The organism is Pseudomonas sp. HY13-MNA-CIBAN-0226 (assembly GCF_040310305.1).
Lineage (GTDB): Bacteria > Pseudomonadota > Gammaproteobacteria > Pseudomonadales > Pseudomonadaceae > Aquipseudomonas > Aquipseudomonas gregormendelii.
Genome location: NZ_JBEOPS010000495.1, coordinates 1 through 248, shown reverse-complemented (window position 1 = coordinate 248; position 248 = coordinate 1). Strand labels below are relative to the sequence as shown.

The window sequence follows — 248 nt, the reverse complement described above, 5'->3', positions numbered from 1 at the left end:
CGCGGAAGAAGTTCTCAGTATTGACAATCGCTGTCTCAATGATGGTGTCTTCGTCTTGAGTGCTATCAGTAAGGTTCCAGACATTGCGTGCATACTGGAGCAGTTTGTCTTTTTTGCTGTCTTTTAGCTCACGTAGCACTGAGGGTAAGACGATGGTGAGCGTACGTGCATGATCAATGGCGTGCAATGAAGTTAGTTCGTGACCAATCATATGCGTCGTCCAATCTTGTGGCACACCAGTACCAATC

At 46.8% G+C, this 248-nt stretch carries 1 pseudogene; it reads right to left on the bottom strand.

What is annotated here, in order from left to right:
* A pseudogene (locus AAEZ05_RS29640) lies at positions 1–248 on the bottom strand (iron-containing alcohol dehydrogenase); the annotation flags it as partial.